This window comes from Mediterraneibacter faecis (assembly GCF_055383675.1).
The window spans coordinates 104,729-128,507 of record NZ_AP043803.1 but is presented as its reverse complement, the minus strand read 5'-3'; the positions used below and the strand labels follow the sequence as shown (position 1 = coordinate 128,507).

Annotated in this window: 18 protein-coding genes; 3 read left to right on the top strand and 15 right to left on the bottom strand. The window is 40.4% G+C overall.

The window, feature by feature from the left end; genetic code table 11:
- Window positions 1-33: 33 nt before the first annotated feature.
- The 3 genes from ACZ47Z_RS00580 to ACZ47Z_RS00570 form a co-directional block, all read right to left on the bottom strand.
- Window positions 34-732 (bottom strand): N-acetylmuramoyl-L-alanine amidase family protein, encoded by a 699-nt coding sequence (locus tag ACZ47Z_RS00580; protein WP_054754399.1) that lies wholly within the window; start codon window positions 730-732, stop codon window positions 34-36.
- Window positions 733-800: 68 nt separating this feature from the next.
- Window positions 801-2,759, bottom strand: a complete 1,959-nt coding sequence (locus tag ACZ47Z_RS00575) for a glycosyl hydrolase family 18 protein (RefSeq protein ID WP_464525755.1) — start codon at window positions 2,757-2,759, stop codon at window positions 801-803.
- A gap of 263 nt (window positions 2,760-3,022) precedes the next feature.
- On the bottom strand, window positions 3,023-3,259 hold the full coding sequence (locus ACZ47Z_RS00570) for a hypothetical protein (RefSeq protein ID WP_015527594.1): 237 nt from the start codon (window positions 3,257-3,259) through the stop codon (window positions 3,023-3,025).
- A 481-nt stretch (window positions 3,260-3,740) separates the two neighbouring features.
- Here ACZ47Z_RS00570 and ACZ47Z_RS00565 point away from each other — a divergent pair, with 481 nt between their 5' ends.
- On the top strand, window positions 3,741-4,460 hold the full coding sequence (locus ACZ47Z_RS00565; RefSeq protein WP_020436679.1) for an adaptor protein MecA: 720 nt from the start codon (window positions 3,741-3,743) through the stop codon (window positions 4,458-4,460).
- A gap of 290 nt (window positions 4,461-4,750) precedes the next feature.
- Here the strand turns inward: ACZ47Z_RS00565 and ACZ47Z_RS00560 are convergent, their stop codons facing one another.
- Both ACZ47Z_RS00560 and ACZ47Z_RS00555 read right to left on the bottom strand, forming a co-directional pair.
- Window positions 4,751-4,957 (bottom strand): DUF1858 domain-containing protein, encoded by a 207-nt coding sequence (locus tag ACZ47Z_RS00560; RefSeq protein WP_015527597.1) that lies wholly within the window; start codon window positions 4,955-4,957, stop codon window positions 4,751-4,753.
- A gap of 524 nt (window positions 4,958-5,481) precedes the next feature.
- On the bottom strand, window positions 5,482-6,576 hold the full coding sequence (locus tag ACZ47Z_RS00555) for a C40 family peptidase (protein ID WP_464525754.1): 1,095 nt from the start codon (window positions 6,574-6,576) through the stop codon (window positions 5,482-5,484).
- A gap of 331 nt (window positions 6,577-6,907) precedes the next feature.
- Between ACZ47Z_RS00555 and ACZ47Z_RS00550 the strand changes: the two genes are divergently transcribed.
- Window positions 6,908-7,303, top strand: a complete 396-nt coding sequence (locus ACZ47Z_RS00550; RefSeq protein ID WP_015527601.1) for a Fur family transcriptional regulator — start codon at window positions 6,908-6,910, stop codon at window positions 7,301-7,303.
- A 39-nt stretch (window positions 7,304-7,342) separates the two neighbouring features.
- Window positions 7,343-7,885, top strand: coding sequence for an NADH peroxidase (locus ACZ47Z_RS00545; RefSeq protein WP_015527602.1), 543 nt, complete (start codon window positions 7,343-7,345; stop codon window positions 7,883-7,885).
- Between the two features lie 84 nt (window positions 7,886-7,969).
- On the opposite strand, the gene ACZ47Z_RS00540 is transcribed toward ACZ47Z_RS00545, so the two are convergent.
- The 10 genes from ACZ47Z_RS00540 to ACZ47Z_RS00495 form a co-directional block, all read right to left on the bottom strand.
- Window positions 7,970-8,251: a GIY-YIG nuclease family protein gene (locus ACZ47Z_RS00540; protein ID WP_055145063.1), complete on the bottom strand. Its 282-nt coding sequence runs from the start codon at window positions 8,249-8,251 to the stop codon at window positions 7,970-7,972.
- Window positions 8,252-8,632: 381 nt separating this feature from the next.
- Window positions 8,633-9,406, bottom strand: a complete 774-nt coding sequence (locus tag ACZ47Z_RS00535; protein ID WP_015527603.1) for a M23 family metallopeptidase — start codon at window positions 9,404-9,406, stop codon at window positions 8,633-8,635.
- Between the two features lie 42 nt (window positions 9,407-9,448).
- A complete protein-coding gene (locus ACZ47Z_RS00530; protein WP_015527604.1) occupies window positions 9,449-10,348 on the bottom strand; it encodes a SpoIID/LytB domain-containing protein in 900 nt (299 codons plus the stop codon).
- A gap of 80 nt (window positions 10,349-10,428) precedes the next feature.
- Entirely contained in the window at window positions 10,429-12,909 is a 2,481-nt protein-coding gene (locus ACZ47Z_RS00525) for a glycogen/starch/alpha-glucan phosphorylase (protein ID WP_054753689.1), read from the bottom strand.
- A gap of 5 nt (window positions 12,910-12,914) precedes the next feature.
- Window positions 12,915-16,070 (bottom strand): isoleucine--tRNA ligase, encoded by a 3,156-nt coding sequence (gene ileS, locus ACZ47Z_RS00520; RefSeq protein WP_464525753.1) that lies wholly within the window; start codon window positions 16,068-16,070, stop codon window positions 12,915-12,917.
- Between the two features lie 447 nt (window positions 16,071-16,517).
- Window positions 16,518-17,954: a D-alanyl-D-alanine carboxypeptidase family protein gene (locus tag ACZ47Z_RS00515; RefSeq protein ID WP_464525752.1), complete on the bottom strand. Its 1,437-nt coding sequence runs from the start codon at window positions 17,952-17,954 to the stop codon at window positions 16,518-16,520.
- Window positions 17,955-18,110: 156 nt separating this feature from the next.
- Window positions 18,111-18,875, bottom strand: coding sequence for a MurR/RpiR family transcriptional regulator (locus tag ACZ47Z_RS00510; RefSeq protein ID WP_117541758.1), 765 nt, complete (start codon window positions 18,873-18,875; stop codon window positions 18,111-18,113).
- A 174-nt stretch (window positions 18,876-19,049) separates the two neighbouring features.
- Window positions 19,050-20,375 (bottom strand): 6-phospho-alpha-glucosidase, encoded by a 1,326-nt coding sequence (locus ACZ47Z_RS00505; protein ID WP_054753682.1) that lies wholly within the window; start codon window positions 20,373-20,375, stop codon window positions 19,050-19,052.
- A gap of 27 nt (window positions 20,376-20,402) precedes the next feature.
- Window positions 20,403-21,983: an alpha-glucoside-specific PTS transporter subunit IIBC gene (locus ACZ47Z_RS00500; RefSeq protein WP_270364156.1), complete on the bottom strand. Its 1,581-nt coding sequence runs from the start codon at window positions 21,981-21,983 to the stop codon at window positions 20,403-20,405.
- 291 nt (window positions 21,984-22,274) lie between these two features.
- Window positions 22,275-23,699 (bottom strand): glycoside hydrolase family 32 protein, encoded by a 1,425-nt coding sequence (locus ACZ47Z_RS00495; protein WP_226871092.1) that lies wholly within the window; start codon window positions 23,697-23,699, stop codon window positions 22,275-22,277.
- Window positions 23,700-23,779 lie beyond the last annotated feature (80 nt).

Here is a 23,779-nt window from a genome sequence, read left to right as displayed (position 1 = left end):
TATTTGTTCTAAAAAAAAACTGTTTCTCTTCTGCTATTCATTTTCTTTTATATAAGATAAAATTCCTTCTGCCACTGCTTCTGCTACTGATTTCTGATAATCTTCCGTAACCAGCTTCTGTGCTTCTTTATAGTTACTCAAAAAACCACATTCTACGATCACTGTAGGTACTTCCGTCTTTTTTAATATATAATATGTATTATTTGCTTTTATCTTTTTGGTATTATCCGGATTTACCTTTTGTAAAGCGTCTTGTATTATCCCTGCAGCCTTTTCTCCTTCCGTCGATGTCTGATAGTAGAAGACCTGCGCACCGAAAACATTTTCTTCATGATAACTGTTCTGATGTATACTGACTGCTAATACAGGAGAAACTTCATTCATAATCTTTACTCTGTATTTCAAATCTTCTACTTTACTTTGTGCAAGCTGTTCATCTGTTTCTCTGGTCATGATTACCTGTATATTTTCTTTTTCCAAAATTTTCTTTACAGAATTCGTAATCGTTAAATTGATATCTTTTTCTTTCACTCCATTGATTCCGACCTTCCCCGAATCAGTACCACCATGTCCTGCATCTAAAACAACTATCCTGTCTGACTTTTCTGCTTCTCCGATTGTCTCCATTTCTTCTTTTAATTCTTTCTGTAAGTTTTTCGAAACTTTCCAACAACCTGCGATAAGCCCTGTCATAATCAGAATCCCTATCATCAACCTGATTTTTCTTTGCAAAAAAACGACCTCCCTTCACATATTCTATCTATATGCAATGAGAAGCCGTTTTTTAACTTATCTTTTATTTAATTTACATACTGAGAAATGAGCTTCCATACACTGCTTTCTTCTCTTCCCAGGCTCCATTCTGCCACACCTGCCAGTTTATTTCCCTGTATCACCTTCAGCTTTGCTTCCAATGATTGAGCATCTTCAAGCCAGATACGGTAGGTTCCGCCATCCGCAGACCATTTTGCATAGTTTTGCTGTGTCTTTTCATCCCACTGTGCTGTTGCTCCCGCATTCACAACACTCTGCGCCGCTTCTTCCATTCCCAGTGCCTTACTTGATACTTTATTCGGATAAGATGCTGCTTCTGTACCAGCTTCTTCCGAAAGTTGCTCCGGGCTCTTTGCTGTCTCAAACCATAATCTGGTAAAAAATGGAATTCCGGCAATTACTTTATCAGCTGATACCTTTTTCAATGTTTTTTCTATTCCATCCTGCAAATAGCTGATCGATGCCACTGATCCCGCTTCATAGGATCCTTCTGTATGTTCATCATAAGCCATAATCACCACGTAATCTGCCACAATCCCCTGCTCTTTAAGATCATAATGTGAATTGTATGACTGTGGCACATAATTATCAACTGAAAATACAAGATTATTCTGGTGGCACTTCACAGACAGCTCTCTCACAAGCTGCACGTAATGCACACCACACTTGGAAGAAATCAATTCAAAGTCTAAATTAATTCCATCCACTCCTGCTGCCACTGCCGCAGCTACAACCTGATCTTCCAGTTTTGCTCTTTTTGATGTATAACGCAATGTCTCATAGGTCTCATCATAGGAATTCGTTCCACCATGAAAATCACGGAATACAGCCCACACTTCCAGTCCTGCCGTATGTGCATAATTCACATAGTCCGCATCTGCAATTGAACTGATATTACCTTCCGTATCCGCAAGACTAAACCAGGTTGGTGCGATCGTCGTAAGTCCACTGGTTGATGCAAGTACCTGCTGAACCGCATTATTCGCTGCCGCATTCGTCACATTATGCCATGCCATATTGATCGAATGATCTTCTGTCATGTCTGAATAAACCGGTTCCGTAAAATCTCTGGATGTTTTTTCTTTTTTCTGGTTCTTTAAAAATTTGGTCTTAATATATCCTACATAACCATCCGCTGTGGCAACTTTCATCCAGTCATCTTCGTCTTCAAGCACTGTCACCTTGTCCGATTTTTTAACTTCTGTCAGTATCGGACTCTTAACGCCACCAAGATAACGAACCTGTGTGTCTTTCTTCACTTCTGCTGTCTCGATCTCGCCCCACTTTGATGTGATAATTGCTCTGTTTGGTTCCTGTTCCACAGAATATTCCATATTCGTATACTCTTGTATGAACGGAAGTGCGATATATGCGATATCTCCATCCGTCTTAAGAATTACATAATCTTCACTTTTTGTTTCGTTCACTGCTGTATATTCACTGCTGTTCTCACTTACAGAAACATTTCCATCCGGCAAGGTATATAAAAGCACCCGTTCGTTCGCATCCCAGTAAAATCTGCTGTTTATCTTATCACGAAGAACCTGATATGCTACATAATATTGTCCATCAAAAACCTTACCCGGTATAACACTATCTGTAGAAGAATCGGAAGAAGATTCCGCGGAACTCTCTTCTTTTTTCACTACTTCATTATTAATGATCAATGCCAGATCATCACTGTTTTCTATTCCATAATATTGTTCTTTATCGGCTTCCTCATTTGATGAACCGTATCTCTTAAAGAAAACTGCGCCTGCTGCCAAAATCATGATCAATAATATGATGATCATTACGAAAAGAATTTTGTTACGTCTTTTCCGCGCTCTATTCACTTTCTTCGCACGTCGTGTTCCTGACCTTCCATTTCTGCCTCTACCTGTTGTCATTGGTCTTCCCTTTCTCCGGGAACTCCCCGGATGTCCAGATTGTCCTTCTACTCTTCCCCTGCTTCGCGCATGGGTACTGCCTTTTCTTTTGTCCATGCCAACCCTCCTGATTGCAATTTTTATATCTCTGGCGCTTTCTTACACAAACAGTTCCTTACGCTCTGCTGTGTGTATTTCTAATATCTCCACATCTCTGGATAAAATAATGATTCTGGAATTCATTATATCATATTTTCATCTTGCGTCATTAACAAATTGCATCTGTAACAGTTGTACATATCAAAAAGTTGTTACACCTTAAATGTCTGTCCATCTTCTATCAATTATAACAGCTTACAAATATACTTCTGTCCGGCAGTTCAAGGGGTAATCTCTGCCTGTCTGTTATGATTCACATCTGTAAAAACCAATGATTCTATCCTTCCTTCCGGATCAATCACATAATCTCTCATATAAGTACCTTCTTCTCTGGCCATATATGCTGTCACAATCTGCAATGGACTCATCGGATATCCATCCATAACTATGTCCACTCCTTTTTCTTCATAACCTCTTAGTTCCGCATATAATTCCTTATATCCATCTTCCGTTCTCATATCGTATGTACTCCTTCTCTCCTTGGATCCTGATAAAACGTTGTCCGCCATCTTCGACCATAAAAGGTATCTGTGACATACTGTAGAACAAGTGACGGACAAGAAGACAACCCTGATCTTCGGAGGGTCTCCTTCTCATAATTATTGTGAATTTTCCCTTGATTTCAGGGAATTGAATTTTTTTGAAAATCAGAAATGCTTTCAGTGCCTCCTTTCTTAACATTCTGTTTTATCAAATGGTGTGTCTTCTGTAAGTGCCATTATATGAGCAGCCTTTTGGAATTTCAATGTGTTTATTGTTGATAAGTGGGTGGGATTTGTTGATAACCTAAAATAGTTATAAACAATTTTCGTTTTCCTTTACATCTTTTCTTTTTTTGTTTATACTAAACGATGAAAAGATATATCTAGTTATGAACATAATGAACAGTTCTTAATCCACAGATTATCTTAATATCATAAGACATAAGGATGTGATCATATGAAAATTGAAAAAATCAATGACAATCAGATTCGTTGTACTTTGACACATGCCGATCTTGCAGCCCGCAATCTCAAGATCAGCGAACTGGCTTATGGTACCGAGAAAGCAAAATCACTATTTCGAGATATGATGCAGCAGGCATCTTTCGACTTTGGATTCGAGACAGATGACCTTCCTCTGATGATAGAAGCAATTCCTTCTTCTTCAGACTCTATCACCTTGATCATAACAAAGGTGGAGGATCCGGAAGAACTTGATACACGTTTTTCCAAGTTTACACCTGCCGGAGATTCTGATACACTGAACAGCAATGTTCTTGAAAAGCTTCAGGGCGCAGATGAATTCTTTGATCTGCTTAACAAAGTGAAGGAAGTGGCTTCCGAAGCAAAAGATCCGGAACCTAAAGAAACAGTACCGACATTTCCGGTCCGCCTGTTCTCTTTCGACACGTTAGATTCCGTAATTGAGGCTTCCCGCCTGCTTGCTCCGTTCTATACAGGTGCAAATACATTATATAAGGACGAGGAGAATAATAATACCTTTATCCTTGCGCTGGCACCTGCTGATGGCGCAGATCAGGAATTTAATAAAGTATGTAATATGCTTTCGGAGTACAGTTCCCCTGAGAAGGGAGATTCTTCTGTTCTTGCATTTCTGGAGGAGCATTGCAAAATCATTGTTTCCGCAGACGCAATTCAGAAGTTATCCACAATTTAAACAACGAATAAAAAAGACGGTCTGGAATTATGGGAATAACTTTTCCCACACTTCAGGCCGTCTTTTTCACTTGTTATCCACAAAAACTTTTAACGATACGAATAAAGAATGTGCCTTGCACATTCTTGCGCCTGCGGCGGTCGCTTGCGACATCTACATTGTACGCCGCAGTGCGCATCCTTAGCGGAGCGTTTTTTATATATTAGGAAAGCACTTTCCTAATATATAAAAAAGCTGCCATACTCTCTTTTTTGAGAGCACAACAGCTTCTTGTATATCTTTTCTCTTAATTATTTACCAGCGGCTGCCATTGCTGCATTGATCTTCTCTACAAGCAGATCTGCATCAATTCCATGAACCATAGCTGCTTCCTCAAGAGACTCCATCTGAGATGACGGGCATCCAAGACAATGCATACCAATCTCCATCAAAATCGGAGCTGACTCTGGAAATGTTACCAGAAGTTCGCCAATTGTTGTGCTTTTAGAAATTGCCATCACTGTTTCCTCCTTACATATTTCTATTTTCAATTAATTTCTGTCACCCTTGAACAGTAATCTTTATTATAATCCCTGATCTATGATTTAGCAACCTTATTTTCATTATCATTCCATGAAATTTTCTGAAATTTCCACACAACTTTTTCCGTTTATCACACTACTCAAAAGTCAATCAGTTTTCTTTTTTTTTTCGACAAATCGTCATTTTCATAACAATAACCAAAACGAATGTTCTTTTTATTTCCAAAAGTTATCCACACTATTCACATCTTTCTTTGTTGATAATGTGGATAACTTTCAGGAAATCTTTTATTTTTCCTCATTTTTTCGATTTTTCAATGTTGATAAGTTGAAAACTACTTTTTTTCATTTTTTTGCTATTTTGAATATTCTTGTCATATTTTGTGCATTTTGACTATCCGTATATTTTTCTTGGAAAATACCGATTTTAGAATTTACAGTCAAATCTTTCATTTCCCACACATATTCTAGACAATGCATCGTTTTCTTTCTATTATTCTTTAATAAATCCGTCTGACAGCCACGATATTTGTATACGTTGCACTGCTGATACCAATTCCCTGATCTTCGTTCATTGCATTTACAATCTGATCATTTCCTATATACAAACCAACATGTCCTTCATATAAGATAAGATCCCCTGGCTGTGCATCTTCATAACTCACTTCATATCCTGCACTTCGCTGTTCATAAGAAGTTCGTGGAAGGCTTATACCAAAATGTGCATACACGGACTGGACAAATCCTGAACAATCCGCCCCATCTGTTAAACTTGTACCGCCCCACACATATGGATTCCCAATAAACTGACAGGCATAATCAATAACTTCCTGCCCTGACGCAACTGACTGAGCCGCCGCTTCTGCAGCCTGGGCTTCTGCTTCCGCCTCCGCAGCCGCAGCTTCTTCTGCTTCCATTCGTTTTTGTTCTTCCTCTTTTGTCTCCCCGTAAGAATAAGAACTTTCCTCTGTAACATAATCACCGCACACCCAGCCATTAACTTCACCGACCTGTATCGGATACCAGCCATCTACAGGATCTGCTGTCACAAGATATTCTTCTCCCTGACCAATCTGAGTTAATACGGTAGTATCTGTCCCATACCCTTCTCTGACATTCAGACAATCTGCTGTGACTGTAACATTCTCATTTGTATACTCATCTGACCTCGAACGGGCTTCTTCTCCTGTGAACAATGTTTCCGTCGGAACATACCCCTCTGCATTTCCCGACCGGATCTTTGTCCATCCATCCAGATATTCCAACACAACTGCCGCTGAATCAGAATATAATTTTCCAACCCATTCACTGTTTTCATCTGCTTCGCTTCTAATATAGGTATAATCCCCCGTATTAGAAAACGCTATATTCAAATACTCTCCCTCTTCTGTCGGCACCAGATACAGATTGATATTGTTCTTTATTTCTGTCTGATATGATGCTTCCAAAATGTTTTCAATTCCTGTAACCGGAACCAGACTCTTCTCACTGTCATCAGTTTCTGCCGCCTGTGTTCTGACTACACTCCCCGGAATTATGATCATCCCTGCCATCATTGACATGATAAGCTTATGCTTCATCCGCATGTTACTCATATAAAACCTCCTTTATTTCCAGCCTTATCTTTTGTGGGAAGTTTTAATTGTTACATAATTGTTAATTTTTGTTACGCCGTAATTTTATCAATCAACCCTATATATGTCAACTGTTTTAATAGTTTTTTCATAATTATCGCCCTCCACTATTTGTAATTATTCCCCTTTTTTATTAAGCTTAACATCCTTTTTGTTAATTATTCTGTAACATTTTGTCAGAACAAATAGAAAAAACTTATTTTTTTCTATTGACAATTTTAAAAATATAAGTTATATTCTAATTACAGTAATCGTTACTGTTATTGATTCGATTTCAGAAAGAGGTGAATCTATGGCTGCAATTAAATATAGCCGACAGCGAGAAGCTATCAAGCATTATCTCGCTTCAACAAAAGAGCATCCCACTGCCGACACTGTTTATCTGCATGTTAAAGAGGATTTTCCTAATATCAGTCTTGGTACTGTTTACCGGAATTTGAATCTGCTGACAGATATCGGCGAAGCAATCAAGATCCCAACACCTGACGGCGGAGATCGATTTGACGGGAATGTTATTCCGCACAATCATTTTCTCTGTACAAGCTGTGGACGGTTACTGGATCTGGAACTGGATATGAAGAGTATTGAAGAAGTGAACCGGCTGGCCGGGGAGAATTTTGATGGAATCATCACTTCAAGTTCCACTTTGTTTTATGGGGAATGCAGTGACTGCATTAGAAAGTCTTAAGTTATAAAAAAAATTAATAAGAAAAAGGAGATTGTCATTATGAAAAAATTTGTATGTACAGTATGTGGTTATGTTCACGAAGGAGATGCTGCACCGGCTGAATGTCCAGTCTGTCACGCACCAGCTTCTAAGTTCAAAGAGCAGGAAGGAGACAAAGTATGGGCTGCTGAGCACGTTGTAGGTGTTGCACAGGGTGTCAGCGAAGATATTCTTGCAGATCTTCGTGCAAACTTCGCAGGAGAGTGCTCTGAAGTAGGAATGTACCTTGCAATGGCAAGAGTTGCTCACAGAGAAGGATATCCGGAAATCGGACTTTACTGGGAAAAAGCTGCTTACGAAGAAGCAGAGCATGCTGCAAAATTCGCTGAACTTCTTGGTGAAGTTGTAACAGACAGTACAAAGAAAAACCTTGAGATGAGAGTTGATGCTGAGCACGGTGCTACAGAAGGTAAATTCGATCTTGCAAAGAGAGCGAAAGCTGCTAACCTGGATGCAATCCACGACACAGTACACGAGATGGCTCGCGATGAAGCAAGACACGGAAAAGCATTCGAAGGACTGCTTAAGAGATACTTCGGCTAAACAAACCTTATCAGCAGAAGCGATTGCTTTTGTTGTGATAAAACTGCCCATCGGGAATGTAACATTTCCTGATGGGCAGTTTTTTTAATCTTCCTTCTCTTTTCTTTCATCTGATAATTTAACTTTTTTGCCGGCAATGAGTTTCTGTTTCTCTTTTCTCCCTAACTGCTTAATTGCATATTCCCGTTTCATTGCCTGTTCTTTTGTCTCAAATTCCTCATAATAAGCCAATTCAACAGGCCTCCGTGCCTTCGTATATTTTGCGCCTTTCCCTGAATTGTGCGCCTCCACACGTTTTTCCAGATCATTTGTCCAGCCCGTGTATAACGTTCCGTCACTACATTTTAGCATATATGTATAATTCAAAAACTCACCTCTGCTATCTCCCGCATTACTCTTTCGATGCATGTTATTTACTATATCATGAATCCCTTATCCAAGACCAAAACTATGATGTAAGTGGCAAAATTTACTTTTGACACTCACATCATAGTATATTATCAAGAAAACTTTTCCTGTATCCGATATTACTGTTCACACGATGTGCGACCAGCAACGCATCTCGCCATTTTAAATCGCCTTTGGCGATGGGGCGAGATGCATTCAAGTCAAAACACGCATCCTCCGTGTCAATCAGCGGAGTGATTGACACGGGAGTGAACAGTAACTATCCCATACAATATAGTATTGATCCTGCACCCGTAATCAAACTTTTGATTCCTTCATTTTATCCAAACAAATACAACTTTACTCCATAAAATTCATTGGGTCAACCGGCGCCCCGTCTTTCATAATTTCAAAATATAAATTTGGTCCTTCGACACTATAATATTTCGTCGGTGAATTCAGTGTTCCCACTTCCTCTCCGGCTGCAATATAATCTCCAACTGCTGCCGCCACTTCATCCAGTTGGCCATAAACCGCAGTATACCCATTTCCCATATCAAGTGTCACGGTAGTTCCTGTCTGGGCAGTCTGTTCAATACTCTCTACAACTCCTGCTGCCGCTGCGTGGATCACTTCTCCCTGCGTTCCACCAATAATCAGTGCAGGATTATATTTATACTGCTCCAATGTTGGAAAATATACTGTATGATCCATACTAAAACTCAAAAGTGTTGCTCCGCTTGCCGGCCAGGCAAGTGTGCTTTCCTGAGTAAACCACACATTCTGTGTATTTGAAGATGCCGTGCTTTGAATTTCCTCTGTGGATGTATTTCCATTCTCCATACTGTTTTCATTCTCTTGCTGAACATCCTTTTGGGATTCCTGGTTTTCTGCATTATCCTCTTCTGAATCTGTGTCTGTAGGAAGAATATCATCTGTATTCGCCAATGTACTATCATCTTCTGTAAGCTGTTCTGCTGTTGTTTGCGCATCTTTGATCTGCTGCTCCATATCTTTTTTGTAATGATTGTATGTGTAGCTCCCAACCATTGTAATTACCGCAACAAAACAAAGTACTGCGCCAACTGCAGCTCCCTTTCCTTTCAAAAAGGCCGGTCTTTCATTTTTATTCATAATCATCACCTCTGGCTATAGCATTGCCTGAAATGATCGATCTTATTCATCTATGTGGTGTAGTTCTGTTCCTTCATAAAAATATTGCAGGATCTCTTCATAATTTTTCCCATCCTTTGCCATTTCCTGTGCAGTCCACTGACTCATTCCGAATCCGTGCCCTTTTCCAACAGTTGCAATCTTCAACCCGTGTGGACTTTCATAAAAAGAAAATGAACTCGAAGGAAGTTTCAGTGCATCACGGAACTGATCTCCTGTACATATCGTCTCTCCAATCCTCATTTTTCGGACATAACCGGAAGAATCCCATTCCTGAATTTCAAAATCTTCATATCCATAACCATTTTCCGCTTTTTTCTGTTCCTCTGCCACAAGGAATTCTCTACATCTCTTTTGTATCTCTTTATATTCTATCAAATGTACCTGAATTTCATCTTCTGCCGCCTTATCAAGCGGACATTCTTTTGCTGTGATGTACGGATAATCTGCATTCCCAAGTACCTCCTGCACGTCTCTGGTCTTTCCATTACTGGATTGATGAAACGGTGCCCATGCAAAGGTCTCATGATACCACAATACAATTCCTTTTGTTTCCTGTGCTGCCTGTTGACATTTTTTCAAATTCTCTTCGTATTTTGGCCCCCACTTTTTCTTCATCTGAGTCTGCGTCAGACATTTATCCAAAATAGTTTGCTTTTCTTTCTCTGTTCTGTACAACTCTGTACGTAGAACAACCGCCTGTGCCTTCAATGCTTCTATTTCATATCCTCCATCTGTTTCTCCTGCGAGTATTCCTGCGAGATACACAGATGCATTATCGCTGTCAGCTCCCTGCACCGCATTCTTTCCGTTTATAAAAACAGAAATGATGTAAGGAAGTAAAAACAGTATGATAAGAAATGCAAAAAATAACTTTATTTTATTTCTAATTGTATCACGCATAAAAACAGCCCTCCATACTCTATTGTATGGAAGGCTGTCCTATTTTAGAACTTATCTGGTTTCATTCTCCGTGTAATTGCTTATTCGAAAAGGTCCTGTCCTGATGGAACTTCAACCTTCTCCAGATGCCAGATATCACGAACATACTCTTCGATTGTTCTGTCAGATGTGAACTTACCGCTGCATGCTGTGTTCATCATTGCCATCTTAGACCATCTCTGCTGATCTCTATAAGCTTCTTCTACTCTCTTCTGTGCATCTGCATAAGAACGGAAGTCTTTCAGAATGAAGTAAGTATCTGCTTTGTCTGTACACTGTGTATTCAGCAGTGAGTTATACAGATTGATATACATGTTGTGATCGCCGTTAGAATATGTTCCATCCATCAGCTGATCTACGACACGTTTGATCTCCCAATCATTAAAGTAAACATCTGTTGGGTTGTAACCGCCATTGTTCTCGTAATTGATTACTTCCTGTGAACTCAGACCGAAGATAAATGCATTCTCTTCTCCGACTTCATGAACGATCTCTACATTTGCTCCATCCATTGTTCCGAGTGTCGGTGCACCGTTCAACATGAACTTCATGTTACCTGTACCGGATGCCTCTTTGGAAGCTGTTGAAATCTGTTCGCTGACATCTGCCGCTGCGAAAAGAATCTCTGCATTGGATACTCTGTAGTCTTCGATAAATACAACTTTCAGCTTTCCGTTGATGCTTCTGTCGTTATTTACAACATCTGCTACGGAGTTGATCAGTTTGATTGTCTCTTTCGCACGAAGGTATCCTGCTGCTGCCTTTGCTCCGAAGATAAATGTTCTTGGGTAGAAGGACATCTCCGGATGCTCTTTGATCTGATTGTACAGATACATGATATGCAGGATATTTAACAGCTGACGTTTGTACTCATGCAGACGTTTTACCTGAATGTCAAAGATAGAGCGAGGATCTACATCGATTCCGTTATGCTCTTTGATATATTTCGCAAGGCGAACTTTATTCTGGTATTTAATTTCCATAAATTCACGTCTTGCGTCTTCGTCTTCAACAAGTGGTTTCAGCTTTACAATCTGAGACAGATCTGTGATCCATCCATCACCGATCTTATCTGTGATCCAATCCGCAAGAAGTGGGTTTCCATGTGCGAGGAAACGTCTCTGTGTGATTCCGTTTGTCTTATTGTTGAATTTCTCAGGCATCATCTGATAGAAATCTTTCAGTTCCTGTTTCTCAAGGATCTCTGTATGAAGCTGTGCAACACCATTTACAGAGAATCCTGCAACGATTGCCATGTTAGCCATACGAACCTGTCCGTTCATAAGGATTGCCATTTTGCGGACTTTCTCTTCATTTCCCGGATACATTTCGCGAACCTTAATCAGGAAACGACGATCGATCTCCTGTACAATCTGGTAAATACGTGGAAGCAATTTAGAGAACAGGTCGATTGGCCATTTCTCAAGTGCCTCTGCCATGATTGTATGGTTTGTATAAGCACAAGTCTTACTTGTAACTTCCCATGCATCCTCCCAGCTTAATCCTTCTACGTCGATGAGGAGACGCATTAATTCTGGAACTGCAACTGTCGGGTGAGTATCGTTCATCTGGATAACAACCTTCTCATGCAGTTTTCTGATATCACCATGTTTTTTCTTATACTTCTCGATCAGAGCCTGAAGACTTGCAGAAATAAAGAAATACTGCTGTTTCAGACGAAGCTCTTTTCCTGAGTAATGGTTATCGTTCGGATAGAGAACATCAACGATCAGTTTTGCAAGGTTTTCCTGCTCTACTGCTTTGTGATAATTTCCTCTGTCAAATTCATCAAGTTTAAAGTCTGTGATCGGTTTTGCATCCCATACACGCAGTGTATTTACTACGTGATTGCCATATCCAACGATTGGCATATCATACGGAACTGCCATGACAGACTCATAGTTTTCCTGGATAAATTTATCTTTTCCTGTAACAGGATCTTTCTCGAAACGGATATTTCCGCCAAAACGTACTTCTTTTGCGTACTCTTCACGGCGAATCTCAAACGGATTTCCTTCTTTCAGCCAGTTGTCCGGAACCTCTACCTGATATCCATCTTTGATTTTCTGTTTGAACATTCCGTAACGATAACGGATTCCACATCCATATGCCGGGTAATTCAGTGTAGCGAGAGAATCAAGGAAACATGCTGCAAGACGTCCAAGACCACCATTTCCAAGAGCCGCATCCGGCTCCTGGTCTTCAATCACGTTCAGATCAATATTCATCTCTTCCAGTGCTTCTTTTACATCTTTATATGCTGTCATATTGATGAGGTTGTTGCCAAGTGCACGTCCCATAAGGAACTCCATTGACATATAGTATACTGTCTTGGCGTCTGTCTCATCATATCTTTTCTGTGTCTCAATCCAATCATCGATAATAACATCTTTGACTGCATAGGATACTGCCTGGAATAGCTGCTGCGGTGTAGCCTCATCGATTGTCTTTCTATAAAGTGTCTTAACGTTATCCTTTACTGCCGCTTTAAAAGCCTTTTTCTCGAATCTTTTACTGAACATGTTTATTACTCTCCTTTTTTCTCAACACCCATTGTAACTGCTTCGCCGTTGATCTTCCATTCTTTCACGTAACCAGCCGGCTGTGCTTTTACAACTTCATCCGCAAGTACCTCACCTGCGATCAGTGTATTGTTCTTTTCGAAGACAGCTTCTGCCTTTTCACTACCCTCGTATGTAACTTTGATTCTGTCCATAACTTCGAAATCAGCTTCTTTTCTCATTGTCTGGATCTTGCTGATGATCTCACGTACAAATCCCTCTTCCAGCAGCTCTGGTGACAGGTTTGTATCGAGAACAACTGTGATTCCGTTGTCATTTACAGATTCATATCCTTCAATCTGTGCTGTATCGATCAGAAGGTCTTCCTTGAAAAGTTCGATCTCCTGTCCGTTTACATCCAGTTTGAGTGCACCTGTAGCGTTGAGCTCATCCATTGCTGCATTTCCATCGATGTCGTTAAGCGCCGCTTTGATACCACCTAACATCTTACCATATTTCGGTCCGACTGTCTTTAATTGTGGTTTAAAACTATAAGAAGTAAAGTCTCTTACATCATCTGTAAATTTAACATTTTTAACATTCAGCTCGTCTGCAACGATCTCCTGATAGAATTCTGGAAGATCAAAGTCTGCTTTCACAAACATCTTTCCGATCGGCTGACGGTTCTTGATGTTGGACGCATTACGGCATGCACGTCCCATAACAACAAGGTCAAGAACATGTTCCATGTTATTTTCAAGTTCTTTGTCAATCTGATCTTCATGAACTTCTGGGAAGTCACAAAGGTGAATACTTTCCGGAGCATCCTTATCAATGCTGCGAACCAGGTTCTGATAAATCTCTTCTGTCATGAACGGGATCATCGGAGCTGCTGCCTTAGATACTGTAACAAGAGCTGTGTACAGAGTCATGTAAGCATTGATCTTATCCTGCTCCATTCCCTTTGCCCAGAAACGCTCACGGCTTCTTCTTACATACCAGTTACTCAGATCATCTACGAAATCCTGAAGCACACGTGCTGCCTCTGGGATTCTGTAATTGCCAAGATTATAATCTACATCTTTTACCATTGTGTTCATCTTGGAGAGGATCCACTTGTCCATAACCGGAAGTTTATCATATTCCAGAGTATATTTTGTTGCATCAAAATTATCAATATTCGCATAAAGCACGAAGAATGCATAAGTATTCCAAAGTGTTCCCATGAACTTACGCTGTCCTTCCTGAACGGCTTTTCCGTGGAAACGGTTCGGCAGCCACGGAGCACTGTTGATGTAGAAATACCAGCGGATCGCATCTGCTCCGTATTTCTCAAGTGCATCAAACGGATCGACCGCATTTCCTTTAGACTTACTCATCTTCTGTCCGTTCTCATCCTGAACATGTCCAAGAACGATAACATTCTTATATGGAGCCTTGTTGAACAGCAGTGTTGAGATTGCAAGCAGAGAATAGAACCATCCTCTTGTCTGGTCTACCGCCTCGGAAATGAAATCTGCCGGGAACTGTCTCTCAAATAAGTCTTTATTTTCAAATGGATAATGATGCTGTGCAAATGGCATGGATCCACTGTCGAACCAGCAGTCGATAACTTCCGGTACTCTGTGCATCTCTTTACCACACTCCGGACACTTGATTGTTACAGCATCGATGTATGGGCGGTGAAGCTCGATATCATCCGGACAGTTATCAGACATTGATTTCAGTTCTTCAATGCTTCCGATAGAGTGCATATGTCCACACTCACACTGCCAGATATTCAGTGGTGTTCCCCAGTAACGGTTACGACTGATTCCCCAGTCCTGAACATTCTCGATCCAGTCACCGAAACGTCCTTTACCGATACTTTCCGGAATCCAGTTAATTGTGTTATTATTTCTGATCAGATCGTCGCGAACTGCTGTCATCTTGATGAACCAGGACTCACGTGCATAGTAGATCAGCGGAGTATCACATCTCCAGCAGTGAGGATAGCTATGCTCGAACTTCGGTGCATCATAAAGAAGTCCTCTTGCATCCAGATCCTTTAATACTTCCGGATCAGCTTTCTTTACAAACAGACCGGCGAACGGTGTGGATTCTGCCATATCACCCTTCTCATCTACAAGCTGTACGAATGGAAGATCATATTTTCTTCCTACATTCGCATCATCTTCACCAAATGCTGGTGCGATATGAACGACTCCTGTACCATCTGTCAGAGTGACGTACTCATCACATACAACATAGAATGCTTTCTTGCGCTGTTTTGCTGCCTCGTCTGCGGCACACTGGTACAGTGGCTCGTATTCTTTTCCTTCCAGATCAGTTCCCTTGTAAGTCTCAAGGATTTCGTAAGCATCTTTACCTTCTTCTGCAAGTCTTCCAAGAACTGTATCAAGCAGTGCACATGCCATGTAATATACATGTCCGTCTGCTGCCTTAACCTTTGCGTAATCTTCTTTCGGATTTACACAAAGTGCAAGGTTGGATGGAAGTGTCCAAGGTGTTGTTGTCCATGCAAGAATATATGCATCTTCATCTTTTACTTTAAAACGAACGATTGCTGAACGCTCCTTAACATCCTTGTATCCCTGTGCAACTTCCTGTGCGGAAAGCGGTGTTCCACAACGCGGGCAGTAAGGAACGATCTTAAATCCTTTGTAAAGGAGTCCCTTATCCCAAATCTGCTTCAGAGCCCACCATTCAGACTCGATAAAATTGTTATCATATGTTACATATGGGTGCTCCATGTCAGCCCAGAATCCAACTGTACCTGAGAAATCCTCCCACATTCCTTTGTATTTCCATACACTCTCTTTACATTTCTTGATAAATGGTTCAAGACCATATTTCTCAATCTGATCTTTTCCATCAAGACCAAGAAGCTTCTCAACTTCAAGCTCTACCGGAAGGCCATGTGTATCCCATCCGGCCTTTCTTGGAACCATATATCCTTTCATTGTACGGTATCTTGGGATCATATCCTTAATAACACGAGTTAAAACGTGTCCGATATGCGGTTTACCATTTGCTGTCGGAGGTCCGTCATAGAAAATATAATCCGGACATCCTTCTTTTTCATCCATACTTTTCTGGAAGATTTCATTATCATCCCAGAACTTTTCAACTTCTTTTTCACGGCTGACAAAGTTCATGTCAGTTAAAACTTTCTTATACATGTTCTTATCCTTTCCTGAGTTTATTTTATGATTCTTAAAAAAAGAAAGGCTTCCGTCCTGTAATAGGACGAAAGCCTGAACTTCTCTCGTTAAACCACCTGTTACATCATACTTAGGTCTGATTTCTGACCTGCATATGGTATCCTTTAACGCCGGACACGCGTCAGTCCTTACTCTCTCTTTCTGCAGAAACCTCTTTTCTGCATCTGTTTCAGGAACTGCTGCTCTGGAGTGATCTTCAAAAATCTCTTACTTGCACCGGACTCCCACCATCTCCGGCTCGCTGTAACGTTCGGATAAATCCTACTGTCTCCGTCATCGCTTTACCTGTGAACTTCTACACACGGCTTATTATAAAGAGATTCTTGGCTCTAGTCAAGGTTTATTATGATAAAAAAAGTGCGAAAAAACGTTGTTTTCAGCGTTCTTTCGCAAATTTCTGTTTTCTTATCTGCGGCGTTTCTTCTTTCTTTTCACATTACCACTCTTTGCATTTCTTCTTTTTCCTTTTTTTCTTCTGCGACGTCTTATCTGCTTCCGGTAATTCGCAAGTACAACAATGATGATCAATAAAATCACAACTGCAATTACAACTCCGATCACAATTTTCATAAACTTTGAAATCCCGGTTACGACAGTTGAAGTTGTCTTATCTTTCTTTTTTCCCAAAACAGCTGCACTGCTTTCCTCTGTTTTTTCTATCGCAGCTTTCACACTGCCTACTTCCTGCCCTTTATAAGTAAATGTTACTGTTCCGGATCCATCCTTGTTGCTGTCTTCCTTCACTTCTGCTTTCACATCAGAAAATTGTGCACTCTTCGGAAGTACGATATAAGCATCTTCGTCTTCATAAGACTTCACACCTTCCGGAAGCTTCTGATCCTTCAAAGATATTTTTGAAAAATTACTGTAAGCATAATCAAACATGGCACGAGTATCTATATAAGCATCATTTCCAAAATCATAAAGTACAACCGCAACAAGCTGCATATCTCCGTTATCTGCCATTGTCACAAGCGTTGTTCTTGCCTGATCTGTGTAGCCGGTCTTACCGCCCTTGCAGTATTCATAATAATTATCATTCTGTGGCCAGAGCATCTTGTGCTTCTGCTGAAAAGTACGTTCTTCATTCACCAGATTCGTTGCCGGAATCGTATGGCTTAACGATTGGGAAATTGTCCGGAACGCTTCCTTCTGATAAACTGCTGCACCAATTCTTGCCATATCATGCGCCGTTGTATAATGTTGTTCATCATGAAGTCCGTTCGCATTCGTCCAGTGTGAACCTGTACATCCAAGTTTTTCTGACTCATCATTCATCGCCTGAATAAATGTGTCATAACCCCCACCCATCTTCTTGCCAACACTCTCAGCTACTGCATAAGAGACCTCATTTGCCGATGCCAGAAGAACGGCATAGAGCGCATCTTCCATACTGATCTGCTCCCCCGGTGTCATGCCGATATGGGCATCACCATATTCCAGAAAGGAGATACTGTCCTGGGAAAATTCTACCGTATCTGTAAGCTCTGCATTGTCCAACGCAACCAATGTTGTCAGAAGTTTTGTAATACTTGCCGGATAATGCTTCTTTTCAATCTGCTTGCTATATAAAACTGCCCCACTGTTCATGTCCATAACGATTGCAGAATCCGCATAAGTCGCCGGACCCTGTGGCCAGTTCTCCACACTGTTTGAATCTGGTGCGATCGCATAACATTTCTGACGCTGTGTCTCCCTGTCTTCTCCCTCTGTCTGAGTTGAATCTGTTGTGGCTGCCGCCGTTTCTTCCTCAGCAAATGTCTGTACTGACGGCATCAATATCATAGATACCGCCAGGAAAAGAGACAGACAGCACTTTCCGTATCTCTTAAAATTTATCATAAAGGAAATCCTCCGGTTGTTTGAATTCATAACGCAAAAATCCCCACAGACCTTTCATCTGTGGGAATCTGTAGTTTTATTATAAGTCGCAACAACTTTTTTTTCAATCATAATTTATCACTTTTAAAATCACTAATTCTACCAAGAATTTTTCAACTACTCTATGTAAAATTTCGTCCTGTACTCTACTAGCTTTGCAAATAAAATTTCAAGAATGATAAACATCAATGTCATAGACTCAAAATTGGTCTCCTCCAATACAGTAACTTCCTCTATATTTACAAACAAATTTTTGGTGCTCATTCTGGCCAGTGTATTATTCCCATATCGAGTCAAAGAGATTGTTGTCACACCTTTGCTGTTCGCCTGAATCATAATATTACGTATAAAATCACTTTCTCCTGATTTTGATACAACAAAAAAGATATCATCCGGCTTCATCAGTTTTACAACTTTGCGCACTTCACCCTCCGCCGGAATATCATTAACCAGAATATTCAACGACAACATCATTCTCTGAAATTCCCGGCAGACTGATTTCTGCAGACTCCCCGTCCCATACATAAAAATTCTTTTCGCATTATATAAAATCTGACAGATATCATCGTAGTTCTGTGACTGGAAATGATGTATGGCCTTGATATTGCTGTCACATATCAAGGATACCAAATTACGTGACACAGGCACTTCGTCTTCTTCCAGTTCAAAGCGCAGACAGGCTTTTAATTCACTATAGCCGGATAAGCCAATCTTCTGTGCAAAACGCATGACCGTACTCCGAGATACATTGCATAACTGTGCGAGTGCTTCAATCGTCATGTTCAGACATTGTTCTTTATTTTGAGTAATATACCGCCAGATAATAAGATCATTTGGATTCAATTCATCATAATGTCTGCTGACTAACGCCTCTAATTTCATGCCATCACCTCATTTTCTCGATTATTTATTATTTCTATACTATCACAATCTTCTTATTTATTCCACAATTCTTCCCTGCTCCTTCCTGCTTAACACAAGAAAAAAACTGCTGCGCTACTGCACACCAGTTTTTTCTTTAGACGCAATCGTATTTCTACTATGTCTTTTATTTTATTATGAAAGTTCCGGCCAGTATTCTTTGTTTGCCTCAATCAGCTCATCCAGAATCTTCTTTGCAATCTTTGCACTTGGTACCGTCTTACTTAACGTAAGTGCCTGCCACAACTTCAGATAGGAATGTTCCATCCACGCATCTACCGTAAGTTTCTCAACCGCTACCTGCTGCTCCATAAGTCCCTTCTGGAACTCTGGAATCTTTCCTACTGCCAGTGGCTCCGGTCCGTTACTTCCAACAAGACATGGAATCTCAACCATTGCTTCCGGATCAAAATTGGAAATTGCTCCGTTGTTTGGTACAATCAGAAGCATTCTTTCTTTTGTATTAAATGCAAGTGCGCATGCCAGATCGACAATAAATGTTGCATGTGCTCCGACTGCAAAAGTATATCCTTCCGCACTACCTTTTTCGATAATGCCTTTCGCCGTATCAAATACTTCTTTCTCACGAGAATCCATTACTTCGTTTGCTCTCGTATATTCTTTGTTTGAATGCTCTACAACTTCATCCTGAAGCAGATAATATTTAAGGTACGTGTTCGGTACTGTCTCTGGATCCAATGCGTAAACATCTTTTGCCATCAGATAAGTATCTTTCCAGCTCTGGGCACGGTGCTGATAATCTTCCGTCTCCTTCGCATATCCTTTTTCTTTCACAAATGCCTTCAGTTCAGGCATCAGATCCTTTCCTGCTTTATCTGTAATGCTTGTCCACCATCCAAAATGGTTTAATCCATAATATTTTACTATCATTTCTTTTCTTGATTCCAGATTTAGGATATTTGCCATAATATTTTCCAGTGCAACTGGCATATCACAGATATTGATAATTCTTGAATTCGGACGGAGTCTTCTTGTCGCTTCTGCCACAATCGCTGCCGGATTGGAATAGTTCAGCATCCATGCATCTGGAGAATATTTCTCCATATAATCAAGAATCTCCAGAACACCTGCAATGGATCTCATTCCATATGCGATTCCTCCTGGTCCGCAAGTCTCCTGTCCAACAACATCATATTTCAGCGGAATCTTTTCATCCAGTTCACGCATCGCATAAAGTCCGACTCTGATATGTGCAAATACAAAATCAATGTTCGTAAATGCCTCTTCCGGATCTGTTGTATAAGAAAACTTAATCTCCGGATGCTGCTCTTTCATCATAATTTCCATTGCTTTTCCGATTGGCTCCTGACGAGACGCAAGATTGTCATATAATTTAATTTCTTCTACCGGGAATCGATAAGACTCCTCTGCAAGCATTAATACAATTCCTGGTGTATAAGTACTTCCGCCTCCGGCGATTGTAATGTTAAATTTTTTCATTATATTTTCCTCTTTTTTCTATTATTTCTACAGTAATTTTTCAAATTCTTCTCTTACGTTGGGAACACTCAGACCAACAATAACCTGAAGCGCTGTTCCATTTCTCACAACACCATGCGCGCCATTTTCTTTGAAATATGCATCCGGCAGTACCTTATCAACATCCTTCACCGATACACGAAGACGGGTAGCACAGTTTGTTACATCGATGATATTTTCTTTTCCGCCAAGACCTTCCATATAAACTTCTGCTGCTATCTGATATTTGTTGTCTGAACTATTTTCTTTCTTTGCTTTGTATTCTTTCTTTGTATACAGTTTACTTTCTTCATCATCTGCTTCTCTTCCCGGTGTCTTCAGATTCATCTTAAGAATCAATGCACGGAACAGTACAAAATAGATGGCTGAGAAAATCAATCCAATCACAATCTGAAGTACATAGCTTCCACCATGTGTGCTCCAAAGAGGTACCCAGTTCAGAGACGCATTCTGGATCAGTCCCAAACTGAAATCTCCACTGATTCCACATGCAAATGTGATTGCTGACATCAATCCTGCAAGCACTGCATGACACAGATACAAAACAGGAGCGATAAAAAGAAATGTAAATTCCAGTGGCTCTGTAATTCCTGTGAACATTGCTGTAATCAATACCGGAATTAAAAGTGCAAGTACTTTCTTTTTCTTATTTGGTTTTGCTGTCACATAGATTGCTCCGCTGATTCCGAGTGGTGCAAACATCTTACTCATACCTGTAAGAGCGAATCCTCCTGCCGGGAACATTGCTGCAAGAGAACCTTTCATAGAAGCGAATTCTGAAAGATGCGCAACCCAGTATGCCTTGATTCCACCGTCAACAATTGCTGAATCATATAAAAATGGAGCGTAAATGAAATGATGAAGTCCAAACGGAATCATCAATCTTTCAAGGAATGTATACATCCCTACTCCGAAGACTCCTGTGCTTGCAAGAAAGCTCTGCACACTGGCAATTCCATCCTGTACATGTGGCCAGATCAGGCATGCAAGAACAGAAACAGGAATCATAACAAAGAATCCAATTAGTACAACCATTGGAGAACCTTTGAATGTCTCAACATATTTCGGCACTTCCATGTCAAAAAACTTATTATGAAGATAAACTGCAATTCCTGCAATGATCAGTGCTCCAACAATTCCCATATCCAATGTTCTTACACTGGCAATTGTTGCAAGTCCGCTTGTTCTTTCTACAGATTCAAAATCAACACCAAAAACCGGCCCCCAGTACTGCAAAATAGAACTTGTCAGATAAAGAAAGGTTGCATAGATTACAAATATCTCAAGACATGCTCTTGCCTGCTGTTTCTTTGCAAGTGATACCGGAAGACCAATTGCAAATATCAATGGCATCTGTTTAAATACCGTGTTTGCTCCATTATAAATGATATCCCAGACCTTGTACCAGGTAGTCTCAGGATCTGCCAAAGATCCAAATACCAGATTATTCTTAAATAAAGTTGCGAAACCTACAATAATTCCAAAGACTGCAAAAAATAATACCGGCGTGAACATCGCTCCACCAAAGCGCTGTACTTTTTGCATCAAAGTACTTTTCTTTTCACTCATATCCTCATTCCTCCTACGTAACTTGTTTACAACTGTTTACAAATTCTCTGTCATCAACAGTGTTTTTTCATTCATGAATTACTCTGTACATATAATACATACACTCTGGCGTTTCAACAATACTTTTTGTACATTATGCCCCCCTTCACAGCGTTAGATCTCTTTCACATTTTCTGTGACATTTCACATTTCCAATCCTGCTGATTCAAAAAAGAGGGCGCGGATTCATCATTTGATATGTGGTGATATCAACGAATAAATCCACGCCCTCTTTTTCATTCATTTTTTTCTCTATTGAATCTCATACATCATAATCTGCGCCTCTTCTGCCTCTACCAGAAGACTGTCTGCCTTTGGATAAAATCGTGTGGAAAATACAGCTTCTCCATCATTCACAAACACTTCCACGGAAGAATGATCTACCAAGATTTCTACATCTGTAACAGAATCCAATGCAATATAACGCATTCCTCTTCCGGCAGATACTGAATTCTTATCCTGGCTTGTAAAATGCATCTCGAATCTTCCATTTTTGTACTCAAGAATCAATTCTTCATCAATCACTGTCCTGAATTCATTGTTCTGAATGCCCGAGATATTCACATCATAGACTTTATATCCATCTTTTTTCAACATTCCGGCTGACTTATCCACAAGAGTTTTCTTCTTTTGCAATTCTCTGACCGGTCTCTGACAAACTTTGCCATCTTCTACAAATACTTCTCTCGGAAAAGTGAAGCAGTGCTGCCACCCTTCTGCGATCGTCGGATTGGTATATTCTTCACAATCCGGCATTCCCATCCAACTGATATGGATTCTTCTGCCATCTTCTGTCTCAAAGCTTTGTGGGGCATAGTAATCAAATCCATAGTCCCAAAGCTGATACTCGGAGAGTTTATAGTCTTCCAGAATATCCCCATCTACTAGGAAGTATCCGGACTGATAAACATTTCTGTCGTCCCAGATACCACCCTCAAGTCCCTGCACAGACGCCGAGAGAATTTTTGTTCCGTCTACCTCAAAATAATCCGGACATTCCCACATGTATCCGAATGGTTCTTCTGATTCCACGCGGCTTCTGAAATTCCAGTTGATTTTATCTTTTGACTCAAAGATCAATGCCTGTCCGACATCTTCTTTTGTACGCGCACCCTGAATCATGTAGTAAGTATCTCCTTCTTTCCATACCTTCGGGTCACGCACATGGCAGGTCAGATCTGACGGATAATCAACATTTCTCATTAGTTCTTTCTTCGGACCGAATGTCTTTCCATCCTCACTGACAACAAGAACCGTATTTGACTCGCGTCCTGTGTTGATATAGTCAAAATCTCCGTCTTCCAGCTTTACATTGCCTGTATAGTAAACATACATTTTGTCATCTTCGATAAATGCTGATCCGGAGTATACACCATGACAGTCAAATGGCTGATCCGGATATAACTTTACTCCCTGGTATTCCCAGTCGATCATATCTTTGCTTGTATAGTGCCCCCACATCTTCACGCCGCCTTCGGCATTAAATGGAGAATACTGAAAAAATGCATGATAGATCCCATTCAACTGGCACAATCCGTTCGGATCATTGAGCCAGCCAACAGGAGGCATCAGATGCAGCTTCTCACGATAATCCGCTCCTTCTTTCTGCTCTTTTTCTTTCATCATCTCTTCCGTCATATCTACCAGTTTGATCAGATCCCTTGTTAATGCATTCATGCTCTTGTCTCCCTTTTTCCATTTACAGCCGTTCTATTCTGCAAGAATTCTTCTTTGAATAAAACGGCTGTATCTTTTTA